The following is an 18,171-nucleotide window of genomic DNA, read 5'->3' on the forward strand; positions in this document are numbered from 1 at the left end:
CGGCCAGCCTGACGGGCGGCGCCGTCGTCGCCACCCTGTCGTCCACGGTCAATTACCTGGCGGGCCAGGTCGGTCCCACCCTGATGACCGGCGGCGCCGGGTCCAACTACGCCGGTGTCAGCGTCACCACCAGCGGCGTCACGGGCCTCAGCATGGCCGGCACCACCAGCGGCACCGACCTGATACTGGTAGGCCTGAACGACTATGTCGGCGGCACCCTCACCAGCATCGCCAACAGCGGCACGCTCAGCGCCGTCACCGCCGTCTATATCGCCGGCACCGGCAGCCTGGGGACCCTGGCCAACAGCGGTGTCATCGCCGGCAGCATCACCAACCTGGGCAGTGGCGGCCTGACCATCACCGGCGGCGGCAACGGCACGGTGGGCACGCTCACCGGCCTGTCGGGCATGGGCGTCATCACCAGCGGCACCGCCGACGTGGTGTTCGCGTCCGGTGCCCTGGCGCTGAACGACAGCGTCAATGTCGGCAGCCACACGGTGGTGAACAGCGGGGCCAGCCTGATCCTGGCCGGCACCATCGGCGTCACCGGCGCCTACCGCCAGACGGGCGGCATCCTGCTGATCGACCCGGCCACGGCGCAACTGGTGGTCAGCAATGCCGCCAGCATCACGGGCGGCACAGTGCGGGCCAGCCTGTCGAGCGCCAGCAACTACCTGGCGGGCAGCGCCTACACCCTGGTGCAGGGCGGCGCCGGGTCCGACTATACCGGCGCCGCCATCACCGTGACGGGCCTTCAGGGCCTGGGCGGCAGCGCTTCCATCGCCACGGTGGGCGGCAGCCTCGACCTGCTGCTGGCGGTCACCACCGACTATGTCGGCGGCACGCTGGGGACGCTGTCCAACACCGGCACCTTGGGCGGCGCCACACCGGTCTACATCGCCAGCAGCGGCACGCTGGGCACCCTGGTCAACAGCGGCGTGATCCAGGGCAACATCCTCAATGCCAGCGCCAACGCCCTGACCATCCAGGGCGGCACCGGCACGGTGGTGGGCACGCTGACCGGCGGTGGCATCATGAGCACGCTGGCCAACGTGGTGCTCGCGTCGGGTAACCTGGCGCTGAACGACCAGGTCACCGTCACCGGCCACACCTTGGTCAACAGCGGCGCCTCGGTGCGGCTGACCAGCATCATCGGTGTCACCGGCGGCTACAGCCAGTCGGCCGGCACGCTGGCGCTGGCCTATGGCGGCGGCCAGCTGTCAGTGACCGGCGCCGCCGTGCTGACGGGCGGCACTATCGCCCTCAGCGGTGCGCCCGGCACCCTCAACTCGGCAGCGGGCCAGGGCGGCGGCACCGCGGCCGTGGCCGGCGGGGTGGGGTCCAGCTACATCGGCCTCAGCTACGCCTCCGGCATCACGGGGCTGGAGTTGACGGGCAGCGTCGGCGGTACCAGTCTCTACCTGGTGGGGTTGAACGACTATGTCGGCGGCACGCTGGGCACCCTGGCCAGCGGCGGCACCGTCAGCGCCGGCAACGCCGTCTATGTGGCGGCCACGGGCGGCATCGGCATCCTTTCCAACAGCGGCACGCTGGCGGGCACGCTCAGCGGCGTGCGCAACGGCGGCTCCATCGGCGCCCTGCTGAACCAGGGCCTGATCGCCGGGGCAACCGCGCTCTACAACGCGGCCGGCGCCGCCCTGGGCACGGTGACCAACAGTGGCACCCTCAGCGGCAACATCGTCAACCTGTCCTCGGGCGACCTGGTCATCGCGGGCAACGGCACGCTGGCGGGCGGCACCATCACGAACGCGGCCAGCAACCTAGTGTTCGCCGGGGGGGCCCAGGTGGTGGGCGACGCCATCAATGTGGGCAGTCACACGGTGGTGAACAGCGGCGCCAGCCTGACGCTGGCCAGCACGCTCAGCATCACCGGCAACTACAGCCAGGCCCTCGGCACGCTGGCCCTCGGCACGCTGTCGGCGGTGGTCAGCGGTATCGCCAGCATCAGCGGTGGCATGATCACCACGGCCCAGCTGGATGCCGGCGGCAACTACGTGGCGGGGGGTGCCGCCGGCACGTTGGTGCAGGGCGGGGCCGGGTCCGGCTACAGCGGGGTCAGCATCACCTCGGCCATCACCGGCCTGGCCGCCGCCACCCGCGTGGCCACCATCGGGTCCAGCGTGGACCTGCTGATCGCCGTGGCCAACGACTATGTGGGCGGCACGCTGGGCACGCTCAACAACACCGGTACTGTCAGCGGCGTCACCACGGCGGCCTACATCGGTACCCTGGGCAGCCTGGGCACCCTGGCGAATAGCGGCCTGCTGCAGGGCACGCAATACGGCGTGCACAACCTGGGCCGGATGGCCCTGGTCAGCAACAGCGGCACGATCGACGGCCGGGTGGGCCTGTACAACCAGGGCAGCATCGGCACGGTGGTCAACACCGGCGCCCTGATCGATGCGCCGTCGGTGGCGGCGGCCGGCCTGAACAATGCCGGGACCATCGGCACCATCCTGAACCAGGGGCTGATCAGCGGCACGGCCTACGGCCTGTACAACAGTGCGACCCTAGGCGCGGTCAGCAACAGTGGCACCATCGCCGGCCAGGTGGCGGTGCAAAACAGCGGTACCATCGGCACCCTCAGCAACAGCGGCACCATCGCCGGCGTCACCGCCCTGTACAACCAGGGCAGCATCGGCACCATCGCCAACAGCGGCGTCATCGCCGGCAGCATCGTCAACACCAGCGCCAACGCCCTGGTGTTCACCGGCGGCGCCGGTTCCACCATCGGCACCCTGACGGGCCAGAACGGCGCCATCGGCACCATTACCAGCACCAGCGGCACCGTGGAACTGGCCAGCGGCAACCTGCTGCTGAACGACCAGGTGAATGTCGGCACGGGCACGCTGGTGAACAGCGGCGCCAACGTGCTGCTGACCAACGCTATCAGCGTGACGGGCAACTACAGCCAGTCGGCGGGCAATCTTTCCATGGGCATCGGCAGCGGCACGGCGGGTGAGCTGCTGGTCAGCGGCGACGCCGCCTTCACCGGCGGCACGGTGGCGGTGACGGCGCTGTCGGGTAGCAACCTGATCGCGGGCCAGAGCTACACCATCGCCGAGGTGGGCGGGACCTTGACCACCAGCGGCCTCAGCGCCGCGGCCACGGGCTTCAGCGCCACGCTGGGCAGTGGCACGAACGGGTCGGCCACCGACCTGCTGCTGACCCTGCTCAGTGACTATGTCAGTGGCACGCTGGGGACCCTGACCAACAGCGGCACCATCAACGCCGCCACGGCGGTGCTGATCACCAGCGCCGGCAGCCTGGGCACCCTGGCCAACAGCGGCACCATCATCGGCAACGTGATCAACAATAGCGCCAATGACCTGGTGGTCGTGGGCGGCACCGGTGGCACGGTGGGCGGCTTCTCCGGCGGCACCATCCGCAACAGCCTGAGCAACCTGACCTTCGCGTCGGGTGCGGTCAGCCTGGCCGACGCCATCGACGTGACCGGCCACACCGTCAGCAACACCGGGGCCAGCCTGACGCTGGCCGGCGACGTGGCGGTGACGGGCAACTACAGCCAGACGGCGGGCACCCTGTCGGTGGCCGGCCATGTCCTGAGCGTCAGCGGGGCGGCGCAGGTGACGGGCGGCGTGGTGGATGCCGGGATGAGCGGCACGGCCAATTACCTGGTGGGCGACAGCGTCACCCTGATCCGGGGTGGCAACGGCTCGACCTACACCGGCTCCACGGTGGTCAGCGGCCTCACGGGCCTGGACGCCACGGGTGCTGCCAGCGGCAGCAACTTGGCAGCCGTGGCGGGCAACGACTATATCGGCGCCAGCCTGGCCGCGCTGACCGTCACCGGCACCCTGGCCAATACGGCCGGCGGCGCCACGGCGCTGTACATCGCGTCCACCGGCACCCTGGGCAGCCTGACGAACAGTGGTGTCGTCAGCGGCAACGTGACCAACGTCTCCGCCCGGGATCTGACCATCACCGGTGGCAGCGGCACTGTGGTGGGCAGCTTCACCGGCGGCACGATCCGCAACACCGGCGCCAACGTGGTGTTCGCGTCGGGCGCGGTGGCCCTGGGCGACGCGATCGACGTGGGCGGCACGCACACGGTCAGCAACATCGGGGCGGCCATCGGCCTGACCACGGACGTTGGCGTCAACGGCACCTATGCCCAGAGCGCGGGCAGCCTGACCCTGGGCGGCCATGTGCTGACGGTCAGCGGCCCGGCGCTGGTCACGGGCGGCACGGTCAGCGCCGGCGTCTCCGGCGTGGGCAACTATTTCGTGGGCGACAGCGTGACCATGATCCAGGGTGGGGCGGGGTCGTCCTACACCGGGGCCGTGGTCACCAGCGGCTTGACCGGCCTGGACGCCAAGGGGTCGGTCAGCGGCGGCGACCTGCTGGCCGTGGCGGGCAACGACTACATCGGGGCCAGCCTGGCCATGCTGAACGTCACGGGTACCCTGGCCAACAATGCCGGCGGGGCCACGGCGCTGTACATCGCCAGCACCGGCACGCTGGGCAGCCTGGCCAACAGCGGCACCATCAGCGGCAATGTGGTGAACCAGTCGGCCCGCGACCTGACCATCAACGGAGGGGGCAATGGCACGGTGGGCCGCTTCAGCGGCGGCACCATCACCAACACGGGCGCCAACGTGGTGTTCGCGTCCGGTGCGGTCAGCCTGGGCGACGTCCTCAACGTGGCGACGCATACGGTCAGCAACGCCGGCGCCAGCATCGCCCTGGCATCCGACGTGGCCGTCACGGGCAACTTCGCCCAGAGCAGCGGCACGCTGGCCGCCGGCGGTCATGTCCTGACCGTCAGTGGAGCGGCCAATGTGACGGGCGGCGTGGTCAACGCCGGGGTCAGCGCCACCGGCAACTACATCGTCGGCGACAGCGTCACCCTGATCCAGGGCGGCACGGGCTCCAACTACGCCGGGGCCACGGTCACCAGCGGCATCACCGGCCTCAGTGCCAACGCCGTGACCAGCGGCAGCACCTTGTTGGCGGCGGCGGGCAACGACTATATCGGTGCCAGCCTGGCCACGCTGACCGTCGCCGGCACCTTGGCCAATACCGCCGGCGGTGCCACGGCGCTGTACATCGCGGCTACCGGCACGCTGGGCACCCTGGCTAACAGCGGCACCATCAGCGGCAACGTGGTGAACCTGTCGGCCAACGACCTGGCGGTCGAGGGTGGCACGGATGCGGCCCCCGGCGCCCTGACCGGCGGCACCATCACCAATACCCAGTCCGACCTGCGCTTCGCCAGCGGCACGGTGCGGTTGGCCGACACGGTGAACGTCGGTAGCCACAGCGTGGTCAACAGCGGGGCCACCCTGCTGGTGAACAGCGCGGTCAACATCACCGGCAGCTATAGCCAGACGGCCGGCAGTCTGGTCATCGGCGCCACATCGCTGACCAGCTACGGCAGCCTGGTGATCAGCGGCAGCGCCAGCCTGACGGGCGGGTCGGTGACGCTGCAGGGGGCTGGCGGCAACGCTCTGCAGGCCGGTACCTACACCATCGCCACGGCGGGTAACGGCCTCAACCTCAGCGGAGTCAGCTTCAACGCCACCGGCTACACCGTCAGCTCCGCCACCGTCACGGTGGGCGGCACCACCGACCTGGTGGTGACGGTGGCGGGCACCACCACCAACTACACGGCCGTGGGCGTGGCCCAGGGCGGTGCGGCGGTGGGTTCAGGCGCCGCCCTGGACCAGATCGCCGCGCTGGCCTCCTCGTCCATCACCAGCAACGCGCAGGTGGCGGCGTTCACGCAGCAGGTGCTGGCGCCCCTCGCGAAACTGTCGGTGGAGGCCAAGCAGGTGGCGGTGGCGCAGCTGGCCCCCAGCCAGCTGACGCCGCAGCTGACCGCCACGGCGGTCACGCCGACGACGACGGCGATCAGCCAGCATCAGGAAACGGTGGCCAGCCTGATGGACGGATCGGCGAAAGGCGCCGCCGCCGGTTCTGAAGGCCGCGAGGGTGTGATCTGGGGCGAGATCCTGGGCGGCGGCGTGCTGCGCGGCACGACGACGGAGGCGGCGGGCTACCGCGCCAGCAGCAGCGGCGTGGTGCTGGGCGCCGACTGGTTCGCCAGCGACGAGGCCATGGCGGGCCTGGCCTTCAGCTGGATCAACAGCGCGTCGGTCGGCCAGGGCGTCATGGCGGGCAGCACCACGCGGGTGGGCAGCTATCAGCTGACCGCCTACAGTGTCTGGCGGCCTGACTGGGCGGACCAGCGCCTGTCGGTCGAAGGCCAGGTTGGCTGGGGCTACAACCACTACGACCAGCGCCGCGTCATCCAGTTCCTGGGGGCCCGCGCCAATGCCAACTACGGCGGGGAGCAGTACCTGGGCAAGGTGACGGTGGGCTATGACCTGCCGGTGGCGCGGGACTTCACCCTGACGCCGCAGATCAGCGTGCGGGCCGTGCGCCTGACCAACCATGCCTATAACGAGCGGGACGCAGGCATCGCCGACCTGAACATCGACGCCCTGGTGACCAACGCCATCACCCACGAGGTGGGCGTGAAGCTGGACACCCGCATCGACACCGGCATCGGCCGCCTGTTCCCCGACCTGCGGGTGTTCTGGGTGCACGACTATCTGAACGGCCCCATCGCCACCACCGGCGCGCTGGCTGGCGTGACCTTCGCCAGCACCACCGGCCGGCCGCAGGCCGACGGCCTGGGTGTCGCCCTGGGCGCCACCGTGGAACAGTCGGACGGCTTCAAGCTGCGCCTGGAGTACAACGGCGAGTACCGCCACGACTACCAGGGCCACTCCGGCGTCCTGCGGGCCAGCTGGGACTTCTGAGGGGGGCCTGCCATAAGCCATCCGGCGGCCCGCGCCCTGGGGCGTTGATCAGACGTCCTGAGCGTAACGTCTTGCGCCATCCCGTCTGCTTCGGCGCCTGGTGCGGGGCATGTGCGGGCAGTTGAGCAGCATGCAGGTGTCGCGCGGTGATTGATATGGGGTGAGTAGGACGTGGCCTCCCGGAGGCTTCGCCATTATGTTCCAGGGCCGCGGCCCAGTTCGTGGCGGGGCTTGCGAATGACGTGGCCTGGCACCGCCGTCCAGGGTCCGATGAAGTCTCCCGCCAGAAAATTAATCCCCGCCGCTGTGGCGGCGGCCTCGGCGGCCTTTATCTCCACGCCTTCCAGCAGGGTGCCCAATCGCAACTTCTGGGCTGAGGAGGCGAAATAGGCGAGATCGATGGCTATCCGTTCCGTCAGGACAGGGCCGGGCAGTGTCGCCACCACTCCCGTGGCACCCGCCGCCGCGAAGGTTGGAAGGTCGCGGCTTTGAAGTTTGGTCGCGACAGTCACGCTGCGCCCGAATGGCCGCAGACAATTGATCAACTCGCGAAGGCGGCCTTCGGGTATTCCATCCGGCAAATCCTCCAAGCGATAATTCAGGAAGGGGCGGAGGTGCGCCGGAATGCGTCCCACCAAGTCGATAACCTGCTGCCGCCGGCTGTTGACCGATATGCTTTCGTAGTGGACGGGGAGGGAAAGAAAGAAGCGGAAGCGGTTCTCGTACAGCTCCAGGTAAGTTTCGATAGCTCCCTGAATGATCACGAGATCGAGGTCCAGGACCTCCATGGGGTTGGCACTGGTACCCAAGAGCGTCCCGGTGCCCCAAAACGCGTGATTGCCCCGCATGCGGCGGGCTCGGGCGATATAGAGAAACAGCACTTGCCGGGTGACGTCCCAAGCGGGCTGGTACATGACCTCCACCGCTTCGGCCGGGACGCTCCGCCACGGTTCAGCCCAAGCGGTGCCGCTGCTTACCTGCTGCTCCGATGCGGGCCGGGCCATGGACTTCGCGACCGCTTCCAACAGCTCATCCAGTGAGGTGGCCTGGAGGTGTAGCGTGCCATCCACAATTCCGACCACGGACGTCACCTGGATGGTGGAGGTGTCTGATTCTCCCAACAGCAGGCGCTGCAGATCTTCGATGATCCTTCCGCATATAAGGCTCGCTTCGCGATTACCCAGCTGTGCGAAGACGATCACAAAGGTTCCCTCGCCATGGCGGAAAAACACGTCGTGTGGGGAGAGAACATCCGCCAACAGGCGTTCCGCCAAAGTCAGCACCTTGCTTCGGACGGCAGTCCATCGTTCGCCCAGCTTCACCTTCAAACTATCAAGGCCGATCATCTGTACGCTGCCAGCGGCCACGTGCGACCTTCCGGCCAGAATGGACCGCAAACGGTCGTTCAACTCGATCTCGGACGCGGGCGCAGGCGTGGGTGGTGGAGCGCTGTTCCCAGCTTTCCCCGCCGCCGGCAGTGGCGGTGGCGGTTCGCCGTCCTTCAGCCACGACGTGATCTTGTCGAGGAAAGCAGACACGGTCTGCGAACCTTTCGGGGCGGCGCCGTCCGAAGAGCGTCGCCTCTTGTGCCATCAGGCGGACTTAATAGATTTCCCGCGAAAATGACCGGACGACCTTGGCAAGATTCTCCAGCACCGCAACCGTGCGCGGCCCGGCGGCGGAACATTCGGGGGTGAGGGCGCCATTTCCTGGTGAAGGATCAGGACTGGCGCCGACCGGCGGATCATCACCGCGGATTTGCTCAATGGCAGTCAAAATCTCGCGCTCGACCGTCCAACTCATGGTTTCAAGCCATGCCGCCTTTTCCTGCTCGGTGCGCTGCCGCTCCGCCTCCTGCTGGCGCCGCAGGTCTTCCAGCAGGGATGCGGTTTGACGCAACCCATCCACCGCACGGGCCATCGTCCCCAGTTCGTCCTTGGCATGCAGGCCGGGAACCGTCACCGAATAGTCCTGGCGTGTAAGGTCCTGCAGAGTCCGGGTCAACGCCATGATCGGCGCCGAAACCGCCCGGATGATGACGATGACCAGGAGGATGGCGATCATGCCGACCGCGACCACGGCAGCGGCAAAGGCCAGCCGGCCCGTGTACATGGAACTTTTCAGGCGAGCGATGCGCTCCTCTTCCAATATGTCGAACTTGGATGCCAGGCCGGCCACGAGATGCTTGGTTTCGTCGTAGGCGCGGGCGGTCGCGCTCATCATGGTCAGGGCGGTACCGGGGTCAGAATCCACCATGTCGACCACCAGTGCCGCCGCTTTGGTGAACTGACGGGCATGGCCCTGGATCTCGGTGAGCGCGGCGCCATCCGCGGACTGTTCCGGGACAGCAGCGATCAGGGCGGCGGAGAGATCATCCACCACCTTCAAGTCATTGGCCGCATCATGCGCCATGCGGGTGATCTTTGGGGCGTCGCTCTCCTCCGCCGCCACGGAAACCAACCTGTAGAGGGAGGTCATGGTGGTGTCGAGCTTGGTGTCGAACGCCGCCACCTTTTGCTGGGGTCTGAGAACATCCTGGTCCAGCGCCGTGACGTGAAGGGCATCCGTTGTCAGCAGGGCAAAGGCGCCGCTGCCGATGCCCACGAGAACGATCAGCAAGATCGCGGGGGCGGCTGCAACCTTGGCGAATATCGGCATATTGTGCAGCCGCAGCATGGCCCTATGTCCCGCTTCATTCGCTGGAAAAGTATTAGGTACCGTCATGGCTTGTATATGCCGACACAGACAATGACGCTATCCGAGTGTTCGCAGTATGTAGATTTTCTGGAGATCCTCCTGGTGGACGGATCGGTGAATTTATATTCGTGCCAGAATTTGTCGTTCTTCTCGGCTAAAGAAATTCGTTCCCGTATATAATAGATGCCATCCACGTCTTGGATATCGATGAGGTTCTTGCCGACGAGTTTTGGATTGGCGCCATGGGCCAGGCAGTTTCCTGAAAAATCATAGACAACGACGTAAAGGTCGCGATCTATGAAACGAGGATATTTGGCCGTGATTTCGGAATACGCGGTCTCTGGGTTGGTTTGCTTAAGATAGGCGATGGCCCTTCGCGTCATCGCGATCGCGTCTTCGGCCGTACCGTTCTCGCCTGCCCATGCCGGGAGGGCCAGGAAGGAGAGCAGCAGCGAAAAGGCCAGGATAGAGCGCCTGTGCATCACCGTTGTCCTTGGCATTAAGGATTTTCTTGAGAAGTTCCGTGGACTCAGTCTGGTCAGCCGTTTTTACCTTAGCGGCAATCTCTTAAGGAATCGTTGTTTTGGCAGGCGGTTTGGTCAATCAAAATAAATTATCCTAAGAACGAACCTGTCCTTGATCGCGTATCAGTAATGAAATCTTAACAGATTTGGTAGATGTGGGGTGTAAACTAAATAATATGGCCTGCTGAATGTCGGTGAAATATTGAATGGATTTCCTGGCTTTGTAACTTGTGTGCCAGATGCTCGGTGATGTGAAACGACACGATCGAATGACCCCGCCAATTCCAATAGAATCAAATGATCGCCGTGCCAATCGGCGTCCAATCCGCATGCCGAGTTACACCCGCAGGCTACAGACCCGGGGCTCCGCCCCCCATGGCCTGAGCACCACGTTCCGACCTCCATCGCCACCATGCGCATAACCTGCGGCGCCGTGTCCCAGCGGCGTAATCCAAAATATTCGGTGCGGCGTGGAATAGTAGTGACATCATGCCGCTCCTTAAGGGGCAGGTAACGATGTCACTTGCGAGCCGTCTCCTCATCCTCGCCGCCGCTGCGGCGTTACCGGCTATCGCGGCCGAAATATATAATGAAATCGCATTACGCCACGCGCGCACAGACGAGGCACGTTTGGGCGTCTCGCGGCAGGCCGATTTGGTGGCGACCGATCTTGCCGCGATATTCGACGGGGGCCGTCAGGTCCTGGCCACCTTGACGAGCCTGGCTCAAGTTCAGGACCATGACATCGCCGGCTGCGGGGTAATGGCGCGGCAGGCGATGAAGGTGCACGATGGTTACGACAATATTGTCGTGGCCGATGGCGCCGGTCAAATCTGGTGTTCGGGCATTGAGGGTCCTGCTCGTGGCCTGCCGAACGTCGCGGATCGTGCCTATTTCAACCAGGCCATCAAGACGGGCCGGTTTTCCGTTGGTGAATTGGTTCCCGGGCGAATTACGGGAAAGCCGTCGGTCCAACTGGCCTTGCCCTATGCCGGCCGAGAGGGAAGCTTGGCGGGGGTGATGATCATCTCCCTCAATGCGGACTGGCTCGCTCGACATTTCGCCGCGACCGGAGAATGGACCACCGATCATACTTTGACGCTTGCGGACCGAATGGGCTCCGTGGTGGTGCGTTTGCCTGGCAACGAGAAGTTTCGGGGAACCTCTGCCCGATCCAACATCGAGGAGGTCCAGTGGTCCCCTCAGCGAGGCGTGGTGGAGACGATCAAGACGATGGACGGCGTTCCCCGGCTGGTGGGATATGTCCCGTCCACGATAGGGCCGGAGGGCTTTTACATCGGCGTCGCTGAAAGCCGTGATGCGATCTACGCCGCCTTGAATCGCGCGACGCTTCGATCATCGCTCATCAATGGCGTGGGCCTGGCGGCGGCCATGCTGGTGGCATGGTTCATGGGAGCCCGTCTGGTCCGCCGTCCGGTCAATCTTCTGCTCATGGCCGCGAAGTCCTGGCGCTCAGGCGATCTCTCCAGACGCGCCAGCATGGTGGGGAAGGGCGAATTCATTGAATTGGCCATGGCGTTCAATGAAATGGCCGAGCACTTGGAGCAGGCGAGCGCCCACAAGGACATGCTTCACAGCGAGTTGTCGCATCGCATGATGAACAGCCTGCAGATTCTGGCGACGCTGATCGACCGGCCAGCGCGAACGCTGGCGGATACGAATGCCCGGCAGACCCTGACGGAGGCGGCTGGGCGGGTCCGATCCATGGCCATGGCTTATCAACGTCTCCACCGCTCGCCGGACGGGGCTACAGTGAACGTGGCGGATTTCCTGCAGGCTCAATGCAGCGACCTGGCGGATGCCATGATGGCGACGCCGGGGCGATTGGAGGTGGACGTCGCGCCCATCCTGCTACCGGTTAGCCAAGCCATGCCATTGGCTCTTGCCGCCAATGAAATGCTGACGAATGCCCTGAAGCACGGTCAAGCGGACGGTGGCGTCAAGGTTACGCTGAAAGCGGAAGGACGCCGCTGCATCTTGACGGTGGCAAATGCGGGCGATCTGGCAACGGATACGATTGGCAAAAGAAAGGGGGGCTTCGGGTTACAACTGGTGCAAGCCATCGCCGCCCAGCTGGGTGGAGAGTTGCGGCCCAAAGCCGCTGGTGGCGGCGTGGCGTTTATTCTGTCCTTCCCTCTTGAGGATGAGATTATTCTTGGGACGAACGCTGGCGGCGGTGGAGCAATAGCTGATCCAGGCGGGGTGGATGAACCAGGCGGGGTGGATGAAAAGGTCATCCTTGGGCGCCCGCCCACAGCTGCGCCTACGAATACTTAGGACGAATACTTAGGACGGCCTGGCCCGTCGGTCACGCCGGATGCGGTGATCGCCGCCGTGCCGGCACCCGTTGGTTGGAAGTTGATGCCGATACCAAGAAGGGAAGTTGACGCCATGACCGACGCCGCCCTCCGTTCCCCCGCCGACGTGCCGGCCCACGGCATCTCCTTCGGCGAGGCGCTCAAGGTCTGGGCCCGCGTCGCCGCGCTGAGCTTCGGTGGCCCCGCCGGGCAGATCGCGGTCATGCACCGCATCGTGGTGGAGGAGAAGCGCTGGATCGGCGAGGAGCGGTTCCTGCACGCCCTTAACTACTGCATGCTGCTGCCGGGCCCGGAGGCCCAGCAACTGGCCGTCTACATCGGCTGGCTGCTGCACAAGACGCGGGGTGGCCTGGTCGCCGGCACGCTGTTCGTGCTGCCGGGCTTTCTGTCCATCCTGGCACTGAGTTGGATCTACGTCCTGCTCGGGTCGGTCGACGCCGTCGCCGGCCTGTTCTTCGGCCTGAAGTCGGCTGTGCTGGCCGTGGTGCTGCAGGCGGGGATGCGCGTGGGATCACGGACCCTGAAAAACCGGGCCATGGTGCTGCTGGCGGCCGTGGCGTTCCTGGCCATCTTCGTGGGCAAGGTGCCGTTCCCCATCATCCTGCTGGCGGCGGGCCTCATCGGTTACGCCGGTGGCAAGGCCGGGCATCCGGCATTCAAGGGCGGGCAAGGCCATGGTGCCGCCGGCGGCACGGCGGTGCTGGACCGGGAGACGGCGCTGGGCGAGGAGATGCCGGCCCATGCGCAGCCCTCCTTGCCCTGGTCGCTGCGGATTTCCGGGATCTGCCTGGTGCTGTGGCTGGTTCCCGTCGTGGCTTTGGTCCTGCTGCTGGGGCCGGACGACGTGTTCAGCCGCATCGGCATCTTCTTCTCGCAGATGGCGGTCGTCACCTTCGGCGGCGCCTATGCGGTACTGGCCTATGTCGCGCAGCAGGCGGTGGACATCTATCACTGGCTGGCGCCGGGCGAGATGCTGGACGGGTTGGGCATGGCGGAGACGACGCCCGGTCCGCTGATCATGGTGCTGGAATTCGTCGGCTTCCTGGCGGCATTCCGCGCGCCCGGTGCCCTGCCGCCGCTGGTGGCCGGCACCCTGGCGGCGGTGTTGACCACCTGGGTGACCTTCGTGCCCTGCTTCCTGTGGATTTTCCTGGGGGCGCCCTTCATCGAGAAGCTGCGCGGCAACCGCGCCGTCTCCGCCACCCTGACGGCGATCACCGCCGCCGTGGTGGGCGTGATCCTCAATCTGGCGGTCTGGTTCGCCTTGCACGCCCTGTTCCGGGAGGTGACGGACCTCAAGGCGTTCGGCCTGGTGCTGGAAATCCCTGTGCTGGCAAGCAGTAACGTGGCCGCATTGTTGCTGACCGCCGCAGCCGTCGTCGCGGTGTTCCGGTTCAAGGTCGGGATGATCCCGGTGCTGGCGGCCTGTTCCGTCGCGGGTCTCGCGCTCCGGCTGGCCGGCTTGGCCTGACCTCGTTCGGCCAGTGCCGCTCAGGACTCCGGATGGGAATGGCGGTGGTGCAGGTCGGGATAGTGGGGATGGCGGTGCACCACCGGCGTGTGCCGGTGCGCGTGGGAGTGGGGTTCGCCCGGGGATGTGCTGGGCGCGTGGTCGTGCTGGTGGTGCTCGTCATGCACATGGACGTGCTCGTGCACCATTTCCTCATGGGCATGCTCATGCTCGTGGTGCTCGACCAAGTGCAGGTAGAGCCCGATCCCCATGAGCACGGCCGCCACCATCAGGCGCCAAGTCAGGGGCTCATCGAACAGCATCAGGGCCAGGATGGCGCCGATGAAGGGTGCCATGGAGAAGTAGGCGCCGGTGCGGGCCGTGCCCAGGTGGCGCAGGCCCAGAACGAACAGCACCAGGCTGAGACCGTAGCCGAAGAAGCCCACCACGGCGGTGGCGGCGGTGACGCCGACGGACGGTAGCGCCGCTCCCTGGGACAGGGCCAGAACCAGGTTGACGCTGCCCGCCACCAGCCCCTTGGTCATGGCGATCTGGACGGGATCGGCGGAACTGAGCCGGCGGGTGAGGTTGTTGTCGATGCCCCAGGCCAGGCACGCCCCGGCGACGGCGAGCGCCCCCCAGCCGACGCCCTCCGGCCCACCCTGCCAGGACAGCAGCAGCGCCCCCGCCAGTATGGCCAGGGCGCCCAGCAGGAGACGACGATCGACGTTCTCATGGAAGGCCAACCAAGCGATGCCCATGGTGGCCAGTCCCTCCAGGTTCAGCAATAAGGCGGCGCTGGAGGCCGGGGTGCGCGTCAGGCCGACCATCAGCAGCACCGGGCCCACCACACCACCCGCCAGCACGACGGCCGCCAGCCAGGGCAAGTCCCCCCGCCGCAATGGCGCCTCTGGCGGATCGATTCCTAGGAGCCGGCGACCCAGGTGCACGATGCCCAGGCCGATGCCGGAGCCCAGGTAGAGCAGGCCCGCCAGCAGCCAGGGATCGACATGGCCCACCAGCAGCTTGGCCAGGGGCGTGCTGGCGCCGAAGAGTGCGGCCGAGGCCAGGGCCATTGGGGCGCCCGGCCAAGCGACGGATCGGGACAGGGCCATGGCGTTCCCCCTGTTAAATAATCAGGGTTAAATGATCAGGCGGCGAGCAGTCGTTCGGCCAGCGACACATGCAGGCGCACGCCAGTCGCGAGAATGGCATCGTTGAAGTCGTAGTGTGGATGATGGAGCGGCGCTGACGCCGCTCCATCCCCCTGGCCCAGCCATAGATAGGCACCCTTGCAGGCCTGCAGCATGAAGGCGAAGTCCTCTGACGTGAAGGCAGGCTCCGGCGCGGTCCTGGCGTCGGCGCAGACCGTCCCGGCGGCGGCCAGCGCCTCGGCCGCCGCGTCCGCGTCGTTGATTGTCGCCGGATAGTAGCGGTCATAGGTGACGGACATGCGGGTGCCGCTCGCAATGGCCACGCCCTCGGCCACCTGCCGCAAGGAGCCCTCGATCCGGTCCTGGACGGCCGCGTCGAAGCTTCGCACCGTGCCGGTGACGCGGACCTCGGCCGGCAGGACGTTGTGCGCGTGGCCGCCGTTGATCTGGGTGACCGACAGGACGGCCGACGCCGTGGGGGAAATCCGCCGGGCCACGATGGTGTTCAATTGGCCGACCAGGTCGCTGGCGGCCAGGATGGCGTCTGGCGTCTGGTGCGGCAGGGCCGCATGGCCGCCCCGGCCCTCCACTCGGATCTCGAACTTGTCGGCGGCGGCCATGATGGGGCCGGGTCGGGTGGCGACGGTGCCGGCCGGCAGATCCGGCCAGTTATGCAGGGCGAAGACCCGCTGGCAGGGGAAGCGCTGGAACAGGCCCTCCTGAACCATGGCCCGGGCGCCGCCCAGCCCCTCTTCCGCCGGTTGAAAGATGAAATGCACCGTGCCGTCGAAGCGACGGGTGCGGGCCAGGTGACGGGCCGCCCCCAGCAACATGGCGACATGGCCGTCGTGGCCGCAGCCATGGAAAGCGCCGGTGTGGCGGCTTTGATAAGGCAGGCCGGTCTTCTCGTGGATGGGCAGGGCGTCCATGTCGGCACGCAGGCCTACGCATCGGTCCGACGCGCCTGCCTTAAGGACGCCGATGACGCCAGTGCCGCCGATGCCCGTGTGTACCTCCAGGCCCAAGTCGGTGAGTGCCCCGGCAACGCGGGCCGCCGTGCGGTGTTCCGCAAAGCCCAATTCCGGGTGGGCGTGTAGATCGCGCCTGAAGGCGATGAGCGGTTCAATGAGATCGTCTACGTCGGCCATGGCGCGTCTCCAACGGGCTTGCCCGGGCCGCCTATCCGCGCTCGAACAGGCCCTGGATCGGGTAGTGCTGTTTGATGAAAGGGGTTTTGATGACGATGTAGCTGAAGTACTTTTCGATGCCGAAATCACCTTCCAGCATGCTCTCGATGATGGTCTGGTAATGGGTGACGCCGACCGTGATGAACTTCAGCAGGTAATCGTAGCCGCCGCTGACCAGATGGCATTCCACGATCTCGTCGATCTTGCGGATCTTTGATTCGAAACGGGAAAAGTCGCCGCTGCGGTGTTCCGACAGTGTCACTTCGGTGAACACCGTCATGAAGTCCCCTAGCTTTTGGTAATTGATCTGGGCCCCATACCCGGTGATGTATCCCGCCTTCTCCAGCCGCTTCACCCGTGCCAGGCAGGGGCTGGGCGATAGCCCCACGGCGTCGGCCAGTTCCACGTTCGTGATGCGGCCGCTCTGCTGCAGCTGTACCAGGATGTTGATGTCGATACGGTCGAGTTTGGGGCCGAGCGTCATGTTTCGGTCTGGTCTCCTGTCCCGGGCGGATGATGATGAGGCATTCCCCCGCCGCCTTGAAGGGGAAGCGGCTGCCAGCTTACATCGTCCGAAGGCGGATCAGCCCGCCCAATATTCATCATGTGAGAGCGCCCCGGACGTCCGGCTTCTCCAGTATAATGTCCAAAGTCTGGCGGATGCGGGCGAAGATCATGTCCATTTCATCTTCGGTACAGCACAGGGCCGGCGCAAGCCCCAGGATGTTGTCACCGAAGGCGCGGAAGATCACGCCGTTGCGGTACCCTTCCGCGAATAAACGTTCCGGCAGCTTCAGCGCGGGATCGAACCGTTTCTTGGATGCCTTGTCGGCGACCAATTCAATGGCACCGAGCAGGCCGCGCCCCCGGACATCCCCCACCAGGGGGTGGCCGGACAGGCCCTCCAGGCCGGCGGCGAAGCGGGGGGCGACGTGCCGCCCATTGGCCAGGATGCCGCCCTCTGTATAGAGCCGCAGCACCTCCAGCCCGATGGCGGCGCTGACCGGGTGGCCGGAATAGGTTTGGCCGTGGCCGATGGGCAGGTCGGGGGCCGCACCGTCGGCGATGCCCTGGTAGACGGCGTCGGACATCAGCACCGCCCCCATGGGCGCGTAGCCGGCGGTCAAGCCCTTGGCCACCGTCATGAGGTCGGGGTTCACGTCCTCATGCTCGCAGGCGAACAGGGGGCCGGTGCGGCCGAAGCCGGTGATGACCTCGTCGGCCACGAACAGGATGTCCAGCTCCGTACAGACGTCGCGCATGGCCTTCAGCCAGCCCGTGGGAGGGACGATGACGCCGCCTGATCCTTGGATGGGTTCGCAGAAGAAGGCGGCGACGGTGTCGGCCCCCAACTCGGCGACCTTGGCGCGCAGGTCCGCCACCGACTGCGCGATCACCGCCGCCGGGTCGGCGCCCACCGGGCTGCGGTAGGGATAGGGCGACGGAATATGATGCTGCCAGCGCAGCGGCACGTCGAAATTGCGGTGGAAGTTGCCCAGCGCCGTAAGGCCCGAACTCATGGCCGACGAACCGTGATAGCCCCGTTCCAGCGCGATGAACTGCTTCTTCCCCGGTTTGCCGATGGCGTTGAAGTAGTGGACGATGTAGCGGATGGCGCTGTCCACGGCGTCGGATCCACCCAGGGTGAAATAGACGTGGGTCAGCGACGGTGGCGCCAGTTCCACCAGGCGCTGGGCCAGGCGCACGGCCGGCTCCGATCCGAAATGGAAATAGCCGGTGGCATAGGGCAGGCGGCGGATCTGCTCGGCGGCGACCTCGGCGATGCTCTCCTGCCCATAGCCGACGTTCACGCACCACAGGCCGGCGAAGGCGTCCAGCAATTCACGGCCGTCCATGTCGGTCACGTACATGCCGCGCGCGCTCTGCAGCAGGGTGGCGCCGCGCGCCTCATGGCCGCGGAAAGAGGTGACGGGATGGATCAGATAGTCGCGATCGACATCCACGAGGGAACGGTTGCGCTTCAGCATCGGGCTCAGGCTCATCATGGTGT

At 66.2% G+C, this 18,171-nt stretch carries 10 protein-coding genes; 3 read left to right on the forward strand and 7 right to left on the reverse strand.

Annotation, left to right across the window (positions count from 1 at the left end):
* Positions 1-6,809: hypothetical protein (locus tag FBZ89_RS28690; protein WP_145754334.1), on the forward strand; the 6,809-nt coding region annotated here is incomplete at its 5' end.
* A gap of 194 nt (positions 6,810-7,003) precedes the next feature.
* Here the strand turns inward: FBZ89_RS28690 and FBZ89_RS28695 are convergent.
* From FBZ89_RS28695 to FBZ89_RS28705, 3 genes are all read right to left on the reverse strand, one after another.
* Positions 7,004-8,347, reverse strand: coding sequence for a nucleotidyl cyclase domain-containing protein (locus tag FBZ89_RS28695; protein WP_145754336.1), 1,344 nt, complete (start codon positions 8,345-8,347; stop codon positions 7,004-7,006).
* 64 nt (positions 8,348-8,411) lie between these two features.
* A complete protein-coding gene (locus tag FBZ89_RS28700) occupies positions 8,412-9,485 on the reverse strand; it encodes a HAMP domain-containing protein (RefSeq protein ID WP_186457639.1) in 1,074 nt (357 codons plus the stop codon).
* Positions 9,486-9,529: 44 nt separating this feature from the next.
* The gene (locus tag FBZ89_RS28705; RefSeq protein ID WP_145754339.1) at positions 9,530-9,988 is read right to left on the reverse strand and encodes a cache domain-containing protein; all 459 of its coding nucleotides are present in this window, start codon (positions 9,986-9,988) and stop codon (positions 9,530-9,532) included.
* 558 nt (positions 9,989-10,546) lie between these two features.
* On the opposite strand from FBZ89_RS28705, the gene FBZ89_RS28710 reads away from it, so the two are divergent.
* Both FBZ89_RS28710 and chrA read left to right on the forward strand, forming a co-directional pair.
* Entirely contained in the window at positions 10,547-12,328 is a 1,782-nt protein-coding gene (locus tag FBZ89_RS28710) for a sensor histidine kinase (RefSeq protein WP_186457640.1), read from the forward strand.
* A 114-nt stretch (positions 12,329-12,442) separates the two neighbouring features.
* Positions 12,443-13,840, forward strand: a complete 1,398-nt coding sequence (chrA, locus tag FBZ89_RS28715) for a chromate efflux transporter (protein ID WP_145754342.1) — start codon at positions 12,443-12,445, stop codon at positions 13,838-13,840.
* Positions 13,841-13,860: 20 nt separating this feature from the next.
* Here the strand turns inward: chrA and FBZ89_RS28720 are convergent, their stop codons facing one another.
* The 4 genes from FBZ89_RS28720 to FBZ89_RS28735 form a co-directional block, all read right to left on the reverse strand.
* Complete coding sequence (locus FBZ89_RS28720) at positions 13,861-14,934, reverse strand: DMT family transporter (RefSeq protein WP_145754344.1); 1,074 nt, start codon at positions 14,932-14,934, stop codon at positions 13,861-13,863.
* Between the two features lie 35 nt (positions 14,935-14,969).
* Positions 14,970-16,121: a M20 aminoacylase family protein gene (locus FBZ89_RS28725; RefSeq protein WP_145754346.1), complete on the reverse strand. Its 1,152-nt coding sequence runs from the start codon at positions 16,119-16,121 to the stop codon at positions 14,970-14,972.
* Between the two features lie 31 nt (positions 16,122-16,152).
* A complete protein-coding gene (locus FBZ89_RS28730) occupies positions 16,153-16,644 on the reverse strand; it encodes an Lrp/AsnC family transcriptional regulator (RefSeq protein WP_004271966.1) in 492 nt (163 codons plus the stop codon).
* A gap of 118 nt (positions 16,645-16,762) precedes the next feature.
* The gene (locus FBZ89_RS28735) at positions 16,763-18,166 is read right to left on the reverse strand and encodes an aspartate aminotransferase family protein (RefSeq protein ID WP_246172965.1); all 1,404 of its coding nucleotides are present in this window, start codon (positions 18,164-18,166) and stop codon (positions 16,763-16,765) included.
* Positions 18,167-18,171: the final 5 nt, after the last annotated feature.

The organism is Nitrospirillum amazonense, from assembly GCF_007828045.1.
GTDB classification, from domain to species: domain Bacteria; phylum Pseudomonadota; class Alphaproteobacteria; order Azospirillales; family Azospirillaceae; genus Nitrospirillum; species Nitrospirillum amazonense_C.

Bases quoted from the DNA above. Each gene is read 5' to 3' on its own strand.
- FBZ89_RS28720 (WP_145754344.1), bottom strand. From the start codon at position 14,934: ATGGCCCTGTCCCGATCCGTCGCTTGGCCGGGCGCCCCAATGGCCCTG.
- FBZ89_RS28730 (WP_004271966.1), bottom strand. From the start codon at position 16,644: ATGACGCTCGGCCCCAAACTCGACCGTATCGACATCAACATCCTGGTA.
- FBZ89_RS28710 (WP_186457640.1), top strand. From the start codon at position 10,547: ATGTCACTTGCGAGCCGTCTCCTCATCCTCGCCGCCGCTGCGGCGTTA.
- FBZ89_RS28725 (WP_145754346.1), bottom strand. From the start codon at position 16,121: ATGGCCGACGTAGACGATCTCATTGAACCGCTCATCGCCTTCAGGCGC.
- FBZ89_RS28735 (WP_246172965.1), bottom strand. From the start codon at position 18,166: ATGATGAGCCTGAGCCCGATGCTGAAGCGCAACCGTTCCCTCGTGGAT.
- chrA (WP_145754342.1), top strand. From the start codon at position 12,443: ATGACCGACGCCGCCCTCCGTTCCCCCGCCGACGTGCCGGCCCACGGC.
- FBZ89_RS28705 (WP_145754339.1), bottom strand. From the start codon at position 9,988: ATGCACAGGCGCTCTATCCTGGCCTTTTCGCTGCTGCTCTCCTTCCTG.
- FBZ89_RS28700 (WP_186457639.1), bottom strand. From the start codon at position 9,485: ATGCTGCGGCTGCACAATATGCCGATATTCGCCAAGGTTGCAGCCGCC.